Origin of the sequence: Kitasatospora sp. NPDC127060, assembly GCF_042724935.1 — a bacterium.
Lineage (GTDB): Bacteria > Actinomycetota > Actinomycetes > Streptomycetales > Streptomycetaceae > Kitasatospora.
This window is the reverse complement of sequence record NZ_JBHXEG010000037.1, coordinates 1-15,685: the sequence shown is the minus strand read 5'-3', so window position 1 is coordinate 15,685 and position 15,685 is coordinate 1. Positions and strand designations below refer to the sequence as shown.

General features: G+C 69.8%; 5 protein-coding genes. 3 read left to right on the top strand and 2 right to left on the bottom strand.

Features of this window, described 5'->3' with window-relative positions:
- Positions 1-187: 187 nt before the first annotated feature.
- The 3 genes from ACFWIS_RS21050 to ACFWIS_RS21040 all read left to right on the top strand — a co-directional run bounded on the left by ACFWIS_RS21050 (position 188) and on the right by ACFWIS_RS21040 (position 10,649).
- Complete coding sequence (locus ACFWIS_RS21050) at positions 188-7,528, top strand: polymorphic toxin-type HINT domain-containing protein (RefSeq protein ID WP_380460768.1); 7,341 nt, start codon at positions 188-190, stop codon at positions 7,526-7,528.
- A 724-nt stretch (positions 7,529-8,252) separates the two neighbouring features.
- Complete coding sequence (malQ, locus tag ACFWIS_RS21045; RefSeq protein WP_380460796.1) at positions 8,253-10,415, top strand: 4-alpha-glucanotransferase; 2,163 nt, start codon at positions 8,253-8,255, stop codon at positions 10,413-10,415.
- Positions 10,416-10,424: 9 nt separating this feature from the next.
- Complete coding sequence (locus tag ACFWIS_RS21040) at positions 10,425-10,649, top strand: hypothetical protein (RefSeq protein ID WP_380407886.1); 225 nt, start codon at positions 10,425-10,427, stop codon at positions 10,647-10,649.
- Between the two features lie 120 nt (positions 10,650-10,769).
- On the opposite strand, the gene pepN is transcribed toward ACFWIS_RS21040, so the two are convergent.
- Both pepN and ACFWIS_RS21030 read right to left on the bottom strand, forming a co-directional pair.
- Positions 10,770-13,349: an aminopeptidase N gene (gene pepN, locus ACFWIS_RS21035; RefSeq protein WP_380460766.1), complete on the bottom strand. Its 2,580-nt coding sequence runs from the start codon at positions 13,347-13,349 to the stop codon at positions 10,770-10,772.
- Between the two features lie 133 nt (positions 13,350-13,482).
- On the bottom strand, positions 13,483-15,171 hold the full coding sequence (locus tag ACFWIS_RS21030) for a PQQ-binding-like beta-propeller repeat protein (RefSeq protein ID WP_380460764.1): 1,689 nt from the start codon (positions 15,169-15,171) through the stop codon (positions 13,483-13,485).
- Between the last annotated feature and the right edge of the window lie 514 nt (positions 15,172-15,685).

Here is a 15,685-nt window from a genome sequence, read left to right as displayed (position 1 = left end):
AAGCTTTTTGTCGACAAGGTGTCCGAGTTGTCGGGGGTGGTGGCACATTGCTCTCCGTGTGATGTTCGCCACCTCTTGTGATTTTAATATTTCCCTACCTTCGATTGGTCGTGTGCCCCTAAGGTGCCGTGGGCCTGGGCCGTTGGGGTCGGTCCGATCAAAGGCTTGGCAATCTGTGGGGGATCAGGTGTCTCGTCGCTTCCGGCTGTTCAACCGTTCGCGCAGTTCGCGACTGGCCACCGTGGCCGCTCTGGCCGTCTGCATGTCCGTGGTGACGCTCCCTTCGGTTCAAGCAGTCGCCAAGACCGCCATGCCGCCCGAGGTCTGGGTGCCGCCGAACACTCCGGTGCCGGACGCCCGGCCGGTGAAGGGCACCAACGGCAAGGCCGCAGGGCACACCCCGGACCCAGGCAAGAAGTGGTCGCCACCAGCGGACTCCAGTCCACCGTCAGGGACAGCCACCGCCGTGCTCGGCGGTGCCGGCGCCAGCAAGGCAGCCATGGCCCCGTCCGCCGTCCCCGGGAAGCCGGTCCAGGCCGGCTCGCTGCCGGTCTGGATCGCGTCGCCCGCTACCGCCGGCGCCGCCCCCCGGATCGCGGCGGCGGCCCCGGTGGGCGACGGCGCCGCCGCGACCCTCCAGGTCGACCTGGCCGACCAGGGCCGGACCAAGGCCGCAGGCGTCAACGGCGCCCTGCTCGCCCTCACCGACACCGGTGAGGGCGGTCGGGCCGGCCGGGTCCAGGTCGGGATCGACATCCAGGCCTGGGCGAAGAACGCGGGCGCCGACTGGGCATCGCGGGCCCGGATCGTGCAGCTGCCCGGGTGTGCGCTGACCACCCCCGGCGCCGCGGGCTGCACCACCCGCACCCTGGTGCCGTCCCAGCGCGACGCGGCCACCGGCCGCCTGACGGCCGAGGTCGAGCTCCCGCAGGCCGCCGCCACCAAGTCCACCGCCAAGTCGTTCTCCGCCGGCGCGTTCGAAAGCCCGGCGGCAGCACCCGCCCCGTCCGTGGCGATCGCCGTCGAGGCGGAGGCCAAGGGCAGCGGCGGTGACTTCACCGCTTCGCCGATCACCCCGTCCGCCTCCTGGCAGGCGGGCGCCAACGCCGGCAACTTCACCTACGGCTACACCGTCGAGCTGCCGTCCGCGCTGGCCGGTGCGGCGCCCGCCGTGTCGCTGGGCTACGACTCCTCCGCGGTGGACGGCAAGACCGCCTCCACCAACGCCCAGCCGTCCTGGATCGGCGACGGCTGGGAGTGGCACCCGGGTTCCATCGTCCGCGGCTACAAGAGCTGCAAGGACGCCGGGGTCGAAGGCTCCGGCGACCAGTGCTGGGGCGGTGACCTGCTCCAGCTCTCGCTCGCGGGCCACGCGGGCCAGCTGGTCAAGGACGACAAGTCCTGCGAGTGGCACCTCCAGGGTGAGGACGGCACCAAGGTCGAGCGGCTGACCGGCCAGAGCAACGGCGCCTGGAACGGCGAGGCCTGGCGGATCACCACCGGCGACGGCACCCAGTACTACTTCGGCGCCAATCACCTGCCCGGTGGCGACGGCAGCGACCAGGCCAGCAACTCGGTCTCCACCGTGCCGATCTACTGGCCCGGTGGCCAGGACCCGTGCCTCAAGGACGGCTCACCGGCCGCCAAGTCCTGGAACCAGATGGGCTGGCAGTGGTCGCTGGACTACGTCGTCGACCCGCACCAGAACCTGATCACCTACCGGTACGACCAGGAGCAGAACTACTACGTCCAGGGCGGCGGCCAGAACAACGGCACCGGCCCCCGGACCCAGTACCAGCGCGCCAGCTACCCGACCTGGGTCGGCTACGGCCAGCGCCTGCCCGACCAGATCGCCGCCAAGGGCAAGGCCAACCCGGCCGCCCAGGTGTGGTTCCGCACTGCGGAGCGCTGCCTGCCGGACAGCGCCTTCTCCTGCGACCCGTCCCAGCGGAACAAGGCCAACGCCAAGCGCTGGCCGGACACTCCGATCGACCAGAACTGCGACGCGACCGGCGACTGCACCGTCTCCTCGCCCACCTTCTGGACCACCAAGCGGCTCACCAGGATCGACACCGAGGTCTGGGCCGGCAGCTCCTACCGCCCGGTCGACTCCTTCGCTCTCAACCAGTCCTTCCAGGACCCGGGCGACGGCACCTCGCCGTCGCTGTGGCTCGACTCCGTCCAGCGCACCGGCAGCAACAACCGCACGCCCATCACCCTGCCGGCGGTGTCCTTCCAGCCTCAGCAGATCGCCAACCGCGTCCAGGGCAAGATCGTCCGCCCGGACGGCACCTCGGCCTCGATCGAGCCGTACAACCGCCCGCGCATCCAGAAGATCACCACCGAGACCGGCGGTCTGATCAACGTCGTCTACCGCCCCGCCGAATGCTCCCGGGAGCCCGGCGGCACGATGCCGGCGTCCGAGGACAGCAACACGATGGCCTGCATGCCGGTCAAGTGGTACCTGCCCGGCCAGAGCGACCCGGATCCGGTCAACGACTGGTTCAACAAGATCATCGTGCAGTCGGTGACCCAGGAGGACGCGGTTGCCGGCGGCAACCCGATCGTCGTGACCAACTACGTCTACGGCGGCGGTGCGGCCTGGCACCGCAACGACTCCGAGATGCCCAACCCCAAGGCCCGCACCTGGGACCAGTTCCGCGGCTACGCCACGGTCACCACCCTCACCGGTAGCGGCAGCGACATCGAGGCGCCGCGCACCAAGTCGGTGGCCACCTTCCTGCGCGGCATGGACGGCGACGTCCTCGCCGACGGGTCCACCCGCCAGGTGAGCGTGAAGGACGTCAACGGCGGCAGTATCAAGGACGAGAACGTCCTGGCCGGCTATGTCCGTGACTCCGCCGACTACAACGGCGAGAACGGCGAACTCCTCTCCACCACAGTCTCCGACCCATGGATCGGACCTGTCACGGCCACCCGCAACCAGTCCGGCGGCATGCCCGCCATCACCGCCCGGGCCGTCAACTCCCTCAAGGTGACCAACCGGGAGAAGCTGGCCAACGGCTGGCGCACCCGCGAGCGCTCCACCACGTACGACTCGACACCGTTCGCTCGCCCGCTGACGGTTTCCGACAACGGCGACCTGGCCCACCCCGAGCAACTGCTCTGCACTTCCTTCGAGTACGCCACCGGCCCCGGCAACGCCCCGACCCAACTCGCCTCGCGCACCGTGGTCCTCAAGGGCGCCTGTGGTCAGACCCCGACCAAGGACAACACGGTCGCGGACACCCGGGCGTACTTCGACGGCCTGCCGCTCGGTACGGCCGGCGCCAAGTCGGAGCAGACGTCGACCGAGGTCCTGGAGCGCTACGACGCCAACGGTCAGCCGGTCTACCGGACCACCGCCCGGGCGAGCTTCGACGCCTACGGCCGTGTCACCAGCACCGTCGACCCGACCCGCACCGACGCCACCCACCCGACCGGTGCCGAGACCAAGACCGCTTACTCCCCGGCCACCGGACAGCTGCCGACCCAGGTCACCCACACCAACCCGATGGGCTGGCAGACCGTCAGCACCCTGGACGTCGGCCGCGGATCGCCACTGAAGATCAAGGACGAGAACGGCCGGATCAGCGAGCAGGACTTCGACGCCCTCGGCCGAGGGATCGCCGCCTGGAGCCCCGGCAACGACCGGACGAAGAATCCGGGCCGCCCGAACCGTAAGATCTCGTACTCGGTCAACGGCACCAACGCACCGTCCCAGGTGCTCAGCCAGGCGCTGATGGGTGACCTGAAGACCTACACCTCCAGCTTCACCATCTACGACGGTCTCGGCCGTGTCCGCCAGACCCAGGCCAGCACCCCCTCGGGCGCCACCGGCCGCATGATCACCGACGCGCTGTTCGACTCGCACGGCTGGCAGACCAAGACCAGCGCCGCCTACTACAACGACCAGGCACAGCCCAGCGGTCAGCTCTTCCTGCCCAACGGCGGGGTGCAGCCGGACGGCAAGATCCCCGCTCAGACCGTCCAGAAGTTCGACGGCACGGGCCGCACCGTGGACTCGATCTTCCAGTCGTACGGCGTGGAGCAGTGGCGCACCCACACCGACTTCGTCGGCGCCGACGAGGTTCGCACCACCCCGCCTGCCGGCGGCTTCGCTTCGGCGACCGTCAAGGACGCCCGCGGCAACACCGTGGCGCTGCGTCAGTACAAGTCCAACACCCCGAGCGGTGCTTACGACGAGACCACCTACGGCTATTCGCCCGAAGGCAAGGAGCTCTGGCGCAAGGACGCGGCCGGCAACACGTGGTCGTACGAGTACGACCTGCTCGGCCGGCCGGTGAAGTCCAGTGACCCGGATTCGGGTACCGGAACGACGTCCTACGACGACAGCAAGAACCTGACCACCGCCACGGACTCGCGCGGCAAGAGCGCGACCACGGTCACCGACCTGCTCGGCCGCACCGTCGCGGCCTACGAGGGAACGGCGGTCGATCCGGCCAAGCAGGTCGCCGGTTGGACCTTCGACACCCTCGCCCTGGGCAAGCCGACCTCCTCCACCCGCTATGTCGGTGGGGCGAGCGGAGCCGCCTACAAGTCGGAGATCACCGGCTATGACATCGGCTACCGCGAGACGGGCTCCAAGACCACCATCCCGGCGGCCGAGGGCAAGCTCGCGGGCGTCTACCAGAGCGACAGCACCTACAACGAGGCCGGCCGTCTGACGAGCACGGTGATGCCCGGAGTGCCGGCGGCGAACCTGGGGCGCGAGACGCTCAAGTTCACCATCGACACCGGTGGGCAACTGGTAGGGCTGAGCGGCGCCTTCGGGTTCGACCCATCCACCACGTATATGGCTGACGTCCGGTACGACCCCTATGGCAGGCCGTACCGGACCACGGTGGGCGGCGCAGGAGTCCAGGTCGTCGCCACGATGGTGATCGACGACGCCACGGGCAGGGTCACCCGCTCCATCCTCGACAAGCAGACTGCCGAGACCGCCCACGTCGACTCGGTCGACTACACCTACAACCCGCTGGGCCAGGTCACCTCGGCCCGCGACGCCCAGGACGGTGCCGTCGCCGACCTGCAGTGCTTCACCCACGACTACCTCGGCCGCCTCACGCAGGCCTGGACCGACACCGGCACCCAGACCACCAAGCCGCAGCCGAGCGTGCCGGGCGTCGGCACCTGCACCAACAGCGACGGCCCGTCCGTCGATGGTGGTCAGCCGAGCGTCGGCGGTCCGGCCCCGTACTGGCAGCAGTACGAGTACGACCTCATCGGCAACCGCACCAAGCTGGTCCAGAAGGACGTCACCGGCGACGCCACCAAGGACGTCACCACCACCCAGACCTTCGGCACCGGCCCCAACGCCCCCTCCACCGACCCGAAGACGGGTGGCGGCACGGGCGGTCCGCACGCGCTGATGAAGTCCACCCGGACGGGCCCGGCCGGCACCGCGGTGACCTCCTACACCTATGACGCGGCGGGCAACACCACCGCGATCACCGACACCCCCGGCACCAGGACACTGACCTGGAACGCCCAGGGCAAGCTCGACCAGATCACCGGCACCGGCGAGAACGGCGCCACCAGCTACCTGTACGACGTGTCGGGCAACCAGCTGATCCGCCGCGACCTCGGCAAGACCACGCTCAACCTGGGCGCGGACCAGATCACCCTGGACACCAACTCCGGAGTAGTTACCGACGTCCGCAGCTACGCGGCCTCCAACGGCCTCTCCATCACCCGCACCACCACCAGCAGCGGAACGTCCGCGCTCGCCTACCAGAGCTCGGACCCGCACGGCACCAACGGTGTCCAGCTCGACTCGGCGACGCTCGCCCACGTCCGCCGCCCCACCGACCCCTTCGGCAACGACCGCGGCACCCAGCCCGCCGAGGGCGTCTGGGCCGGCGACAAGGGCTTCGTCGGCGGCACCAAGGAGAAGGCCACCGGCTTCACCCTCCTCGGCGCCCGCGAGTACGACCCCAACACTGGTCGCTTCATCAGCCCCGACCCCATCACCGACCCCGGCGACCCCCAGCAGTGGAACGCCTACGCGTACGCCAACAACAGCCCGATCAACAAGTCGGACGCCAACGGCCTGAGGCCCACCTGCGACACCCCGGCCGAATGCCAGGGCCTCGCGGACGAGCGGGACAACGGCCACGGCTACTCCTACATCACCAAGGCGACCGTGCAGCCGCCGCCCACGGCGGAGGAACAGACTGCGGTGCACGCGGCCTTCGAGGCGCAGAAGAACCTCAACGAGACCAAGCACAAGCGCGATGAGCTCGTGCACAAGGTGGTCGACATCGTCGGCGACCTGATCGGCTTCAACGACGCCCGTGACTGCTTCACCAAGGGCGACGTGATGGCCTGCATCAACACGGCTCTCAACGTGGTGCCCTGGGGCAAGATCTTCAAGGCCATCAAGGTCGGCATCGAGGCCCTCAAGATCTACAAGGAGATCAGCCGGGTCTACGACGCCATCAGGGGCGGCGAACGCGCCGCGAGGGAAGCCGAAGCGGCCCTGGTCACCGCCAGGACAGCCGCATCCGAGGCCCGCGCGGCCGAAGCAGCAGCAGTCAAGGCAGCCGAAGAAAAAGCAGCAAAAGAAACAGCAACCGACGCGGCAGGCACCGAAGCAAAACCAAGCAGGGCTGAGGCGGATTCATCCCCGAGCCCCGAAAAGTGCAACAGCTTCCCGGCAGCGACCCTGGTCCTGATGGCGGACGGCACCACGAAGGCCATCGGCGACGTGCACGACGGCGACGTCGTCGTGGCAACCGATCCCCAGACCGGCGAAACCCGCCCTGAAACCGTCACCGCCACCGTCACCACCCCTGACGACAAGGACTTCACCGACCTCACCCTCACCGACGACGCCAGCCCCCGCGGCCCCCCGTCCGCCGACCAGGCGAAGATCACCTCCACTCACCACCACCCCTACTGGAGCGAGACCCGCCAGCAGTGGGTCGACGCCGGCGACCTCACCCCGGGCGAGAAGCTCCGCCAGCCCGACGGCACGACCCGCACCATCGAGTCCGTCCGCAACTACCCCTACGCCGTCACCACGCACAACCTCACCGTCGATCAGCTCCACACGTACTATGTCGCTGCTGGTAGTTCATCAGTGCTGGTACACAACTGCCCCCCAAACGTTGATTACGGCACGATTGACGCGGAAGGGCGCCGCTCCGGCGTTATTGCTGAAGTGACCCCAGCGACGACCAAGGGAACTAAAGCGCGACAGCGCATCCAGCCTCCGGGTTTTGGTGGGCAGGCTGCCGGTCATTCTCGTGGGCATCTTCTGCCCAGCTCTATGGGTGGAGCCGGCAACGTCGAAAGCAATTTCATTACCACGCTTGAAGCGATTGATAACGGTCCAATGAATGAGTTTGAGAAATTGATTGCGGCGCATGTGGCGAAGGGAAATGACATTATCTATGCGGCTACGCCACACTACCGCCCGGGTAGTAACATTGCGCATGCGCTAACGATCGAGGCTGTGGATGACTCGGGATGGTTCATGTCCGCTACGTTCAAGGTGTTGTAGGTGATCTGGGTGCCCCATTCGATGCTTCGGCAGATCCTTCCGCCCGATTGCTGCGACGGTGAGGGGGGAGGTTCCTCAAAGGTTTACGGTTCTATTCCTGGTGAATACTCCTCGATCCTAACGTCCTATGGTCCGGGCTGTTTTAGTGGGTTTCTCTGGGTCTATGGAGTCTGCTCGGAGAACAAGTATCTAAATCTCGCGTGGCGTACCGAGAATACGCGACGGGTGCTTCATGCTCACCCCGAATGGCCCGCCTGTAGGAGGATTTCCGCCCTAGGAGTGCGGATTGATGACATTATTTGCTGGGGGGGGACTGATAATGGAGATATCTTGATCTGGATTCCACCGGATCGCGAATATGGGTGGCGTACGCTTATTATTGATGGGGGCGATGGAGAGTGGTTCGAATCGGACGTTCCGCCGGAGGATCTAATTCTTCAGTTGATCTCTGGAGAAGTGGCATGCCCGATATTTCCGGATGACTTTCCAGTGGTGGCCGGTGTCTCGTATAGTCGAAACCCGTACGTCTGAGAATCTTCCGCGCTTTCGGGGGAACGGATGTGGCTGGGATGTTGCTGGTGAGCGCCGCCACCGCCCGTACTCGTGTCGCACAGCGTGCTCGACCCGTCACCCGGGTAGGACTTGGGAGTCCTGACCAGGCGTTGCCGAGACATCGCAGGAGCCGCGAGTGGCCGCTTACCACGACAGTGACGGAGCCGACGGGCTGAAGGTCCCGACGCAGGACGCGCCGCCGCCGCCCGCCGAACTGCTGGCGCTGGCCCAGGCGTACGGGGTGGACACCCGGTACCCGGGGGCGGGCGGGCAGGCGGTGGGGGCGCGGACGCTGGTCGCCGTGCTGGCGGCACTCGGCGTGGCGGCGGGGTCGCCGGAGGAGGTGCGGGAGGCGCTGGAGCGCCACCGTGCCGAGCAGCAGGCCCGGTTGCTGCCGCCCTGCATCGTCGTGCGGCAGGGCCGCCGCACCGCGCTGGACGTCCCGGCCGATGCCCGGCTGCACATCGAGCTGGAGGACGGCGGCAGTTGGCAGCTGCCCCGCGGCCACTCGCACTGGCTCCCCGCCGACCTCCCGCTCGGCCGCCACACCCTCACGGCGGAGACGACCGACAAAGAGGAGCGGGCCCCCCTCATCGTCGCCCCGAACCAGCTTCCCCGACTCCCCGGCCGCAGCTGGGGTTTCCTCACCCAGCTCTACTCCGTCCTCTCCTCCCGCTCCTGGGGCATGGGCGACCTCGGGGACCTCGCCGAACTCGCCCAGTGGGCCGGCGCCGAACTCGGCGCGGGCTTCGTCCAGATCAACCCACTCCACCAAGCCCTCCCCGCGGCCCCCGGCACCCCCTCCGACCCGTCCCCCTACCGCCCCTCCTCCCGCCGCTTCGCCGACCCGGTGCACCTGCGGATCGAGGCCGTCCCCGAGTACGCCTACCTGACGCCGGAACAGCGGACGGCAGCGGACGACCTCACCCGCCGCGCAGCACGCCTCCGCGACGAAGTCCTCGCCCACGACGGCCTGGTCGACCGCGACGCCGTCTGGGCCCTCAAGCGCGAAGCCCTCCACCTCCTCCACGACGTCCCGCGCGGCCCCGGCCGCCAGGCCGCCTACGAGGCGTACCGGCGCTGCGAGGGGGAGTGGCTGCGCCGGCACGCCCTCTGGAACGCGATCGCCGAGGCGCACGGCGCCGACTGGCACCACTGGCCGAAGGGCCTGCGTCACCCGAACGGCCCACACGTCGAGCAAGCAGCCAAAGAACTCGAAGAGCAGGCCGAATTCCACCGCTGGCTCGCCTGGCAGGTCGACCAGCAGCTCGCCGCCGCCCAGCGCGCCGCCCGCGACGCCGGCATGCCGGTCGGCCTGATCCACGACCTCGCCGTCGGCGTCCACCCGGACGGCGCCGACGCCTGGGCGCTCCAGGACGTACTGGCCGGCGGCATCTCGACCGGCGCCCCGCCGGACGCCTTCAACGCCCACGGCCAGGACTGGGGCCTGCCGCCCTGGCGCCCGGACACCCTGGCGAGGACCGGCTACGCCCCGTACGCGGAACTCCTGCGAGCGGCGGTCCGGCACGCCGGAGCCCTCCGGATCGACCACGTGATGGGCCTCTTCCGTCTCTGGTGGGTCCCGAACGGCCACCCGCCCACCGAGGGCGCCTACGTCCGCTACGACGCCGAGGCGATGCTCGGGGTGCTCGCGCTGGAGGCGCACCGGGCCGGCACCGCGGTGATCGGCGAGGACCTGGGGACCGTCGAGCCGGGCGTACGCGAGGAGCTGGCCGCCCGCGGCATCCTCGGCACCTCGGTCCTCTGGTTCGAACGGGACTGGAACGCCGGTGGACGGGTCCTGCCCCCCGACCGCTGGCGCCCCGGCTGCCTGGCCACCCTCACCACCCACGACCTGCCGAGCACCGCCGCCCGGCTCTCCGGCGAGCACGTCGAGCTGCGCCACCGGCTCGGCCTGCTGGCCCGCCCGCTGCCGGAGGAGCAGCAGGAGGCGGCCGACGAGCTGGCCGACTGGCGGGCCGAGCTGACGGCCCTGGGCCTGCTCGCCCCCGACGAGCCCCTCTCCATGCCCGTCCTCTACCGCTTCCTCAGCCGGACCCCGGCCGAACTGGTCGGCCTCTGGCTGCCCGACCTGGTCGGCGACCCGCGCCCGCAGAACCTGCCCGGCACCTGGGACCAGTACCCGAACTGGCGCCTGCCGGTCGCCGACGGCGCGGGCGACCCGGTCACCCTGGACCGCCTCGCCGCCATCCCCGCCGCCCGCCTGCTCGCCCACCTCCTGGCCCCGCCCAGCCCCCACCCCTCCGGCCCCGGAATCCACAAGCGGAACCCACAGCACCACCCCGACGCGCGCCCTCCCGTAAGCGGCGGGTAAGTTGGAAACGTGGACAAGAGGAACGCTTTGCGAGCCGGCGCGGTCTCCGCAACGGTCACGCTGATGATGCTGCTGTCGTCGCCCGCCATGGCCCTCACCAGGGACGACGGCGACGACCCGGGTGCCGGCCTGGGCGTCGGCCAGACCATCGGCCTGTACGTGCTGATCCCGCTGGCCGCGTTCGTCGTCATCGCGGCCCTCGCCGGTCTGCCGTACGGCAAGAAGAAGAAGTAACCGCCGCGTCCGCCCAGGACACGCAACCGGTCCACCAGGACCCGCAGGACCCGCACAACCCCGAAGGGGCGCCGGACGATCCGTCCGGCGCCCCTTCAGGCGTTCATCAGCGGTAGGAGGTCACCGGCTCCCGGCGGCCTTGTCCACCGCCTGGGCCTTGAGCGCCCGCTCGATCCCGGCCCGCGACTCGACGACCTGACGCCGCAGCGCCGGCGCCGGCTCGGCCGAGGCCAGCCACTCGTCAGTCGCGTCCAGCGTCGCCTGGGAAACCTGGAGCGCCGGGTACAGCCCGACGATGATCTGCTGCGAGATCTCGTGGCTGCGGGTCTCCCAGATGCCCTTGACCACGGCGAAGTACTTCTCCGCGTACGGCGCCAGCAGCTCCCGCTGGTCCGACTGCTGGAAGCCCGCGATGACGGCCTCCTGCACGTAGTTGGTGAGCTTGTCCGACTCCACCACCGCGGCCCAGGCCTCGGCCTTGGCCGCCGCGGTCGGGCGAGAGGACCGGCAGCTGGCCGCGTGCTCCTGACCGGCCGCCGTGTTGTCCCGCTCCAGCTCCGCCACGATCAGGGATTCATCCGCCCGCCCGGTGGCGGAGAGCCGGGACAGCAGGGTCCAGCGCAGCTCGGTGTCCACCGCCAGGCCCTTGAGCTCGACGGAGCCGTCCAGCAGCCCGGCCAGCAGGTCCAGCTGACCGTCCGTACGGGCGACCGAGGCGAGGGTGCGGGCCCAGGCCAGCTGGTGGTCGCTGCCGGGCTCGGCGGCGCGCAGGTGCTCCTCGGCGGCGGCGGCCCAGCGGCCGAGGCCCTCCTCACGCCAGTCCGGGTCGGCGTAGGCGTCCAGGGCCAGCTTGACCTGACGCTGGACGGACTGCACCACGCCGATGTCGCTCTCCCGGCCGAGGCCGGACAGCGCCAGCGCCACGTAGTCGCGGGCGGCCAGCTCGCCGTCGCGGGTCATGTCCCAGGCGGAGGCCCAGCACAGCGCGCGCGGCAGCGAGTCGGTGAAGCCGCCGAGGTGCTCGGTGACGACGGCCAGCGAGTCCTCGTCCAGCCGGATCTTGGTGTACGTCAGGTCGTCGTCGTTGAGCAGCACGACGGCCGGACGGTGCCGACCGACCAGCTCCGGCACCTCGGTGCGCGGGCCGTCGACGTCCAGCTCGATCCGCTCCGTCCGCACCAGCGAACCGTCCACCAGCTCGTAGAACCCGATGGCGATCCGGTGCGGGCGCAGCACGGCTTCGCCCTTGGCACCGGCCGGCAGCGCGGGCGCCTCCTGCAGCACCGCGAACGACTCGATCTCACCGTCCGTGTTCAGTACCACCGACGGCCGCAGCACGTTGATGCCGGCCGTCTCCAGCCACGCCTTCGACCACGCCTTCAGGTCGCGCCCGCTGGCCTCCTCCAGCGCCCCGAGCAGGTCGCTGAGCCGGGTGTTGCCCCAGGCGTGGCGCTTGAAGTACGCCCGGACGCCCTCGAAGAAGGCGTCCTGGCCGACGTACGCCACCAGCTGCTTGAGCACCGAGGCGCCCTTGGCGTAGGTGATGCCGTCGAAGTTGACCTGGACGTCCTCCAGGTCGTTGATGTCCGCCATGATCGGGTGGGTGGACGGCAGTTGGTCCTGCCGGTAGGCCCAGGTCTTCATCTGGTTGGCGAACGTGGTCCAGGAGTGCGGCCACTTGGAGCCGGGGGCCTCGGCCTGGCAGACCGCCTCGGCGAAGGTCGCGAAGGACTCGTTGAGCCAGAGGTCGTTCCACCACTCCATGGTGACGAGGTCGCCGAACCACATGTGGGCGAGCTCGTGCAGGATCGTCGCGGCGCGCGCCTCGTACGCGGCGTCGGTGACCTTGGAGCGGAACACGTACTGGTCGCGCAGGGTGACGGCGCCCGCGTTCTCCATCGCGCCGGCGTTGAACTCCGGGACGAAGAGCTGGTCGTACTTGGGGAACGGGTACGGGTAGTCGAACTTCGCCTGGAAGTAGTCGAAGCCCTGCTTGGTGACCTCGAAGATCGCGTCGGCGTCCAGGTACTCGCGCAGCGAGGGGCGGCAGTAGACGGCCAGCGGCACGCGCTGCTCGCCGTTCTCGTAGGTGTCGAAGACCCCCACGTACGGGCCGGCGATCAGCGCGGTGATGTAGCTGGAGATCCGGCCGGTGGGCTCGAACTTCCAGACCTGGGTGGCGCCTTCGCCGACCGGCTCGGGGGTGGGCGAGTTGGAGACCACGGCCCAGCCGGTGGGGGCGGTCACGGTGAACGCGAACGTGGCCTTCAGATCGGGCTGTTCGAAGTTGGCGAAGACCCGCCGGGCGTCCGGCACCTCGAACTGGGTGTACAGGTAGGTCTCGCCGTCGACCGGGTCGACGAACCGGTGCAGACCCTCACCGGTGTTGCTGTAGGCGCAGTCGGCGACCACCCGCAGCTCGTTCTCGGCCGCCAGGCCGGGCAGCGGGATGCGGCTGTCGGCGAAGCTCGCCGGGTCGAGCGCCGCGCCGTTGAGGGTGATCTCCTCGACGCCGGGGGCGACGAGGTCGATGAAGCTGTCGGCGCCGGGGGTCGTGGCGGTGAACCGGACCACGGTCGTGGACCGGAAGGTGCCGCCGTCGCGGGCCGAGCCGAGGTCGAGCTCGATGTCGTACGCGTCCACCCGGATGAGGTCGGCCCGGGTGCGGGCCTCTTCGCGGGTCAGGTTGGTGCCGGGCACTCGCTGCACTCCTTCGTCAGGCTGATGGATCGAATCCTCGCATGCCCGACGGGCGGCCCGACCCGATAGGACGAAGGCGGGGCGGGCCGGGCCACCGGCCCGTTCCCGCCCCGCCCTCAGCCGTCGGAGCGCGTCACTTCCGCCACTTGGTCAGCGGACCGTCGGTGCTGGTGTAACGGCGGAACGCGTACACCGCGTTGCCGTCGTCCGAGACGAAGTACACCGAGGTGCTGGAGCTGATGTCGAACTTCCCGTTCGCGTTCGCCACGGTGCCGATGTCGGTCATCGACCCGTCGGTCGGCGAGAGCGTCACCAGCCGGGAGGGCTTGTCGTAGCCCTGCGAGACCACGGCCCGGACCTTTCCGTCCTTGTCGGTGCCGGTGACGATCCGGATGTCGCTGCCGCTGGTGGTGCCCGGGCTGGCCACCCACAGGCGCTTGCCGGTGTTCAGGTCGTAGGCGTTGATGGCCGGATTGGACGGGTTGACCTGGACGTACAGGGTGCTGCCGCTCACCACGTTGCGGGTGAACGCGGTGTCCTGGCCGGACAGGCGCAGGCTGTCCGCGCCGGGCTCCTTGACGGACATCTGGTTGCCCGGCTTGTTGTCCTTGTCGAACGGCAGGATGTAGTCGCCGTTCGGGCTGTTGGTGATCAGCAGGACCAGCGGCTTGTCCTGGATGACCGAGTCGACCTGCTCGATGGTGCCGGTCAGGGTGATCGGGGTGCTCGCGGGCTTGCCGGAGTCGGCGTTCACGATGACCAGCTGCGACTTCGGGCCGCTGGTCATGTAGCAGCGGTCGCTGATCGCGATCTGGTTGCCGGCGGCGCGGGCCCGCATGGTGCAGTCCTTGTCGCGCGGCTGGTACTGCCAGGCGGGCTGGCCGGTGGCGATGTTCAGCCCGGCCACCGCGTTGCCGCCGACCGCGACCACGTTGTCGGTGACGCTCAGGGTCGGCTGGGACAGCCGGTCGGCGGTGGCCTTGACGGTCCACAGCAGCTTGCCCTGGGTGAGGTCGACCGCGCCGACGGTGGAGCAGTCGTAGTCACCGGTGTTGAAGGCGACGGCCGCGATGTTCTTGGAGTTGGAGGTGTACGAGGCGCTGCACACCTCCTTGCTGCCGGACGGCACCGGGATGTTCCAGGCGGGCTTGCCGTCGGTCAGGTTGTAGGCCTTGACGCCGTCGCTGTCGACGCGGACGGCGTACTTGTCGGTGCCCCAGATGCCGAGCAACTGGTTGGAGGCGTCCGTGTTGGACGGCGTCGGGGCGTTCCACGCGACGTTGAACGTGGCCTTGCCGCCGGTGTTGTTGTCCGGCGTCGGGTTGACGGTGTTCCCACCGTTGTTACCGCCGACGGTGCTGGAGCCGCTCGAGTTCGCCACCGGCCCGGGCCCCGGGTCCGGCTTGGGGTCGTTCGGCTTGAGCAGCACGACCAGCCCGATCACGATCGCGATCGCCAGCACACCGCCGATGATCCCGCCCCACAGCATCACGGGGTTGCGCTGCTTGGGCGGCACCGGCACCGGCGCACCCGGGTAGGCGTACCCGCCCTGCTGCGGGTACTCGTACCCGCCGGTGGCGTACCCCTGGGCGGCGTCCGGCGCGGCGTAACCGCCGTTCACCGGGTCGTACGGACCGATCGGCGCACCGGCCGGCGGCGGCGGAGCCTGGGCGGGGATGCCGGGCGCCGTCGGCGCGTACGCCCCGTAGTCCACACCCCCCACCGGCGGCTGCGCGGGCGGCGCCGGCGGCTGGGCCGGAGGCGGCGGCGGGCTGGCGGGCGCGCCCTGCCCCGGCACCGCCGAGCCGTCCAGCTGAGTCATCTGATCCGCAACGGCGGCTGGGTCGACGCCACCCGCCGGGCGCCCGAACGAGACCCCCCGGTTGTCCTGCGGGCCGCTGCCCGGTGCTGCGCCTGCCCCCGGCGTAGGGTGATCCCCTGCCATCTGATACCCCGTCATGTCTGGATGCGTCCCCCTGCCGAAACCGTCCACGGTTCCGGTGGGACGGCTGAGATTGGGCACCATGCTAGTGGCGGGCGGTTTCAGGCCGCCGCCAGGACCGCCGAACCCCGCCCCCACACCCCCTGGCCACGCAACACCTTCACCCCCCACCCACCCCACCCCCACGCCCCACGCGCCCCCACCCACCCCACCCCCACGCCCACCCACCCACTCACGCCCACCCACCCACTCACGCCCACCCACCCACTCACGCCCACCCCCACCTCCCCCCTCCCCCTCCCCCCTCCCCCTCCCCCTCCCACCCGATCCAGGCGAGAGGGACGCGCTGCGGGAGGGGGCGGTGGAGGGGGTGGGTGCGGAGAGGGGCGTGACG